Genomic DNA, 5,177 nt, shown 5'->3' with positions numbered 1-5,177 from the left:
CGATTTCCACCACTTCGCGGAAATCCGAGACCAGAAGCCGCTTGCCCACCCGGTAGCCGACGCCACGCCACAGGTCCTGCGCGAACTGCCGTTCGGGCAGCTGCACGGCGTGGGCCAGGCTGCGCCGTTCGTAGACTTCGAGGATGTCGAAAGGAGAACGCATCAGACCACCAACTCGTTGATCCGCGCGATCAGGTCCTCCTCGCGCGGTGGTTTGACGATGTAGTCGGCGGCCCCCTGGCGCAGCCCCCACGCCTTGTCGGTTTCCATCGCCTTGGTGCTGACGATGACCACCGGGATGTGCTTTGTCGCCGCGTCGCGCGCCATCGCGCGGGTCGCCTGGAAGCCACTCATGCCCGGCAGCACCACGTCCATCAGGACCAGCTGCGGCGATTGCTCGCGGACGAGCACCAGCCCGTCCTCGGCGTTGTCCGCTTCGAGAACCTCATGCCCGGCCTTGGTCAACCACTGCGTGAACACCGCACGGTCGGTCGGTGAATCCTCGATCAGAACGATTCGAGCCATTGTGCCTTTCCCCCCTGGTCAGGCGTTGACGTATGTGCGGATGGCACCCAGCAGTTCTTCACGCGTGAAAGGCTTGGTCAGGTACTGCTCCGAGCCGACGATGCGGCCGCGCGCCTTGTCGAACAGGCCGTCCTTGGAGGACAGCATGATCACCGGGGTCGACTTGAACAGCTGATTTCCCTTGATCAGCGCACAGGTCTGATACCCGTCAAGACGCGGCATCATGATGTCCACGAAGATGATCTGCGGCTGTTGGTCGGCGATCTTGGCCAACGCCTCGAAACCATCGGTCGCGGTCACCACCTCGCAGCCTTCGCGCTTGAGCAGTGTTTCGGCGGTCCTGCGAATGGTCTTCGAATCATCGATGACCATGACCCTGAGCCCTGCGAGTTCCCCACCCGCAGCCATGTTTTCAGTCATTACCTTTCCCCGAGCGCGCGACGCTTCTGCTTTGGTCCGGCGCCGCTGCGAAAGCGTATCTATATCGCACTTCCGGCGCAGGCTTCAAGCGCGGCCACTTCAGCCAAGCCGCAGGCGGGTCGGCGGTGACGGCCGGCGCCGGTTTTGCGCAAACCGGGCCGGCCGCCGGACACTGCGTTGCACCGGTCCGGGGCAGGCAGGCGGGCGCGGTTGCGGCTACCATCATCGCCCTGCCCGCCAGGTTGCGACCATGCCGTTGAACGTCATCGTGGTGATGGACCCCATCGCCCATATCAAGATTGCCAAGGACACCACCTTCGCGATGCTGCTGGAAGCCCAGCGCCGCGGCCACGCCCTGCACTACGTCAGCCCCGGTGGGCTGGCCCTGCGCGACGGCCAGGCGGTGGCCCGCACCGCCCCGCTGCAGGTGCGCGAGGACAAGGCCGACTGGTTCAGCCTGGGCGAATTCAGCCAGACCGTGTTCGGCCCCGGCCAGGTCGTGCTGATGCGCAAGGACCCGCCGGTGGATGCCGAATTCATCTACGACACCCATGTATTGAGCGTGGCCCAGCAGGCCGGCGCGCTGGTGGTCAACGATCCGCAGGGGCTGCGCGATTTCAACGAAAAGCTGGCTGCGCTGCTGTTTCCGCAGTGCTGCCCGCCGACCCTGGTCAGCCGCCGCAACGCCGACCTGAAGGCGTTCGTGCTGGAACACGGCCAGGCCGTGCTCAAGCCGCTGGACGGCATGGGCGGGCGCTCGATCTTCCGCAGCGGCACCGGCGATCCCAACCTCAACGTGATCCTGGAAACCCTGACCGACGGCGAGCGCACGCTGGCCCTGGCGCAGAAGTTCATCCCGGACATCACCGCCGGCGACAAGCGCATCCTGCTGGTGGATGGCGAGCCGGTGGACTACTGTCTGGCCCGGATCCCGCAGGGCGACGAGTTCCGCGGCAACCTGGCCGCCGGCGGCCGCGGCGAAGGCCGCCCGCTGAGCGAGCGCGACCGCTGGATCGCCGCCCAGGTCGGCCCGGAGATGAAGCGCCGCGGGATGCGCTTCGTCGGCTTGGACGTGATCGGCGATTACCTGACCGAAGTGAACGTCACCAGCCCGACCTGCGTGCGCGAGCTGGACGCCCAGTTCGGGCTGAACATCGCCGGGACGCTGTTCGATGCGATCGAGGCCGGTCTGCCGCGATGACCGCGACGGTCGCGCCGCTGGTGCCGTTGCAGGCACGCGAATCGCAGCGCCTGGGCGCGACCCTGGCGCTGTCGCTGCTGGTGCATGCGCTGCTGATCCTGGGCGTGGGCTTTGCGGTCAGCGACAAGGCCGCGCTGGTGCCGACCCTGGATGTGATCTTCAGCCAGACCCAGACCCCGCTCACGCCCAGGCAGGCCGACTTCCTGGCCCAGGCCAACCAGCAGGGCGGCGGCGACCACGACAAGGCGTTGCGACCGCGCGACAACCAGGCCGGGATCGTGCCGCAGCCGCAGGCCGGGCTGTCGCCGGTGCCGCAGCAGCGCCAGGACGCGGCCAGCCCACCGCCGCCGCAGACCCGGGTGGTGTCCAGCCGCAATAGCACCGAGCAGGTCGCCAGCGCCCAGCCGCAACCGCTGCCCGAGCATCCGCAGCCGGAGGCACCGCTGAACGCACGCGAGCAGCGCGACGCCGAGATGGCCCGCCTGGCCGCCGAGGTGCACCTGCGCTCGGCGCAGTACGCCAAGCGCCCGAACCGCAAGTTCGTCTCGGCCAGCACCCGGGAATACGCCTACGCCAATTACCTGCGTGCCTGGGTCGACCGCGCCGAGCGCGTGGGCAACCTGAACTACCCCGATGAGGCGCGTCAGCGTCGGCTGGGTGGGCAGGTAGTGATTACCGTCGGGGTGCGCCGCGATGGCAGCGTGGAAAGCGCCCGCATCCTGCGCAGCAGCGGCACCCCGCTGCTGGATGAAGCGGCCCTGCGGGTGATTCGCCTGGCCCAGCCGTTCCCGCCCCTGCCCAAGACCGAGGACGGCGTGGAGATCCTGCAGGTCACCCGCACCTGGGCGTTCCTGCCCGGCGGCACGCTGCGCGACGACCGCTGATCGTCAGCATCGCCGGACCGTACAGCCACGCATGGCGTGGCGCTACCGCCCGTTTGCCGGCCCTCGCCCCTTGGATGATCGCCCCGGTAGAGCCACGCCATGCGTGGCTGGCGCCTTCCTAGGACGCCTGCTTCGCCGCCCGCGCCGCCTGCTGCTCGACCAGGGTCAAGGCGACGTTGTCGCGCAGGTACGCCGGCTCAACCCGTTCGGGGGCCATGCCCTCCCCGCGCGCGAACGCCGGCACCGCCAGCGCCAGCACATCCGACGCTCGCGGCAGCGCCTGGGCATCCACGCCGTCGAGCTGATCGCCCAGGCGGCGGGCCAACACATCCTCGGCCGCACCGAAGCCGGTGCCCACGCCGAACCAGCGCGTGCCATCGGGCAATACCACCGCCTCCGGCGCGCACACCGTCTCTTCGCCCTGCAACTGCCACTGGCCGTCCACCCGTACCTGCCGGGCCACGTACACCTCACCCATGCGCGCATCGATGCTGCTCAGCACGTGGTCGGCATCGGCCGGCGCGCGCAGTGCCAGCACCTGCAGCGTGGAGACCGGAACCAGCGGGCGGTCCAGCGCCAGCGCAATGCCCTGGGCAATGGCGATTGCCAGGCGCACGCCGGTGAACGCGCCCGGTCCACGCCCCAGCGCGATCGCATCCAGCTGCGAACGCGCCACCCCGGCCTCGGCCAGCAGCGCTTCGGCCCACGGCAGGCTCAGTTCGGCATGCCGGCGCGGGGCGATCTCGAACCGCTCCAGCACCTGCCCATCCACATACAGGGCAACGGAGCAGGCTTCGGTGGCGGTTTCAAAGGCGAGCAGTTTCATGGCGGTCAGAACAGGGAAGTGGGGAATTCATCAGGTGCAGCGGGCAGCACGGGGGCAACGGACGGGGGCGCCRCAGAAACCGGCGGCGACGGCAGGTCGGCAGGCAGCCATTGTGGCGCAAAGAAGCCGCGCACATCGTCCAGAGAACGGGTGCGCCGGAACGGCGGCAGCGAATCCAGGAAGATCCGGCCGTAGCCGCGGCTGAGCAGGCGCGGGTCGCACAGCACCAGCACGCCCCGGTCAGTCTCGCTGCGGATCAGCCGGCCCACGCCCTGCTTGAGCGCGATCACCGCCTGCGGCAGCTGTTCGTCGCGGAACGGGTTGCCGCCATCGCGGCGGATCGCGTCCAGCCGGGCCTCGAAGACCGGATCGTCCGGCGCGGCGAACGGCAGCTTGTCGATTACCACCACGCTGAGCGCGTCGCCGACCACGTCCACGCCTTCGCGGAAACTGGCCGAGCCCAGCAGCACGCCGTTGCCCGATTCGCGGAACCGCTGCAGCAGCGTCGCGCGCGGCGCCTCGCCCTGCACGAACAACGGCCAGGGCGCATCGCGCAATGCCTCGGCCGCCTCGCGCAACGCGCGGTGCGAGGCGAACAACAGGAAGGCGCGTCCGTGCGAAGCGTCCAGCACCGGCGTGAGCGCGCGGATCAGCGCGGTGCCGAAGCCGCGCGCGGCCGGATCGGGCAGATCGGTGGGCAGGTAGCACAGCGCCTGGGTGGCCCAGTCGAACGGGCTGGGCTGCAGCAGCGTGACCGGATCGTCCAGGCCCAGCCGCTGGGAAATATGCTCGAAGCCGCCGTCCACGGTCAGCGTGGCCGAGGTGAATATCCACGCCGCCATCGAGCGTTGGCGATGCTCGCGCAACGGACCGGACACATCCATCGGCGTACGCTGGCAACGGAAACCACGCGGGGTCAGTTCGTACCACAACACTTCCGCCGGCGCCGGCGCGTGCTCGGGGTCGGTATCGAAATCCAGCATCGGCGCGTCGTCGCCCAGCCAGCGCGACAGCCGCGACACCGCTTCCAGCGCCCGGGCGTGGCAGGCATCCAGTCCGGGCGAGGCCTCGCGTACGCCGACCAGTGCATCGCGCAGGTTCACCAGCGCGCTCATCGCCGCATCGAAGCCGTCGCGCACCTGCGGCACGGTCAGTGCGCGCCACTGGGTGCCACGCGGGGGCAACCCGTCCATGGCGGTGCGCAGGTCGCGCAGGATCTGTTCCAGCGCTGCGGCCGGCACCTGCAGCGCGGCCTGCGCGCCGGCCACGCTGCGGCTTTCGGCCAGGCAGTCGCGCGCCAGTTCCTGCCACGGGCGCATGC

6 protein-coding genes and 1 pseudogene are annotated in these 5,177 nt (G+C 69.5%); 2 read left to right on the top strand and 5 right to left on the bottom strand.

Annotated features, from left to right (window positions below):
• The 3 genes and pseudogenes from AC1DQP_RS16155 to pilG form a co-directional block, all read right to left on the bottom strand.
• Positions 1-163: pseudogene (locus tag AC1DQP_RS16155) on the bottom strand (chemotaxis protein CheW); the annotation flags it as partial.
• Positions 163-525, bottom strand: coding sequence for a response regulator (locus AC1DQP_RS16150; protein ID WP_256776867.1), 363 nt, complete (start codon positions 523-525; stop codon positions 163-165). The pseudogene AC1DQP_RS16155 and the gene AC1DQP_RS16150, both read right to left, overlap by 1 nt.
• 18 nt (positions 526-543) lie before the next feature.
• Positions 544-945, bottom strand: coding sequence for a twitching motility response regulator PilG (gene pilG / locus AC1DQP_RS16145; RefSeq protein WP_017356958.1), 402 nt, complete (start codon positions 943-945; stop codon positions 544-546).
• 250 nt (positions 946-1,195) lie between these two features.
• On the opposite strand from pilG, the gene gshB reads away from it, so the two are divergent.
• Together gshB and AC1DQP_RS16135 are read left to right on the top strand one after the other, a co-directional pair.
• Positions 1,196-2,146: a glutathione synthase gene (gene gshB / locus AC1DQP_RS16140; RefSeq protein ID WP_256776868.1), complete on the top strand. Its 951-nt coding sequence runs from the start codon at positions 1,196-1,198 to the stop codon at positions 2,144-2,146.
• The gene (locus AC1DQP_RS16135; protein ID WP_457317884.1) at positions 2,143-3,030 is read left to right on the top strand and encodes an energy transducer TonB family protein; all 888 of its coding nucleotides are present in this window, start codon (positions 2,143-2,145) and stop codon (positions 3,028-3,030) included. Before gshB ends, AC1DQP_RS16135 begins: the two co-directional genes overlap by 4 nt.
• A 118-nt stretch (positions 3,031-3,148) precedes the next feature.
• Here AC1DQP_RS16135 and tsaB read toward each other — a convergent pair whose 3' ends face one another.
• Entirely contained in the window at positions 3,149-3,856 is a 708-nt protein-coding gene (gene tsaB, locus AC1DQP_RS16130) for a tRNA (adenosine(37)-N6)-threonylcarbamoyltransferase complex dimerization subunit type 1 TsaB (protein WP_457317885.1), read from the bottom strand.
• 5 nt (positions 3,857-3,861) lie between these two features.
• On the bottom strand, positions 3,862-5,177 hold a 1,316-nt coding region (locus AC1DQP_RS16125), incomplete at its 5' end, for an ATP-dependent DNA helicase (protein WP_478052001.1).

Source organism: Stenotrophomonas sp. P5_A8, assembly GCF_056400545.1.
Note: the sequence above shows the minus strand (reverse complement) of the source record. Positions and strands in the feature narration are given on the sequence as shown.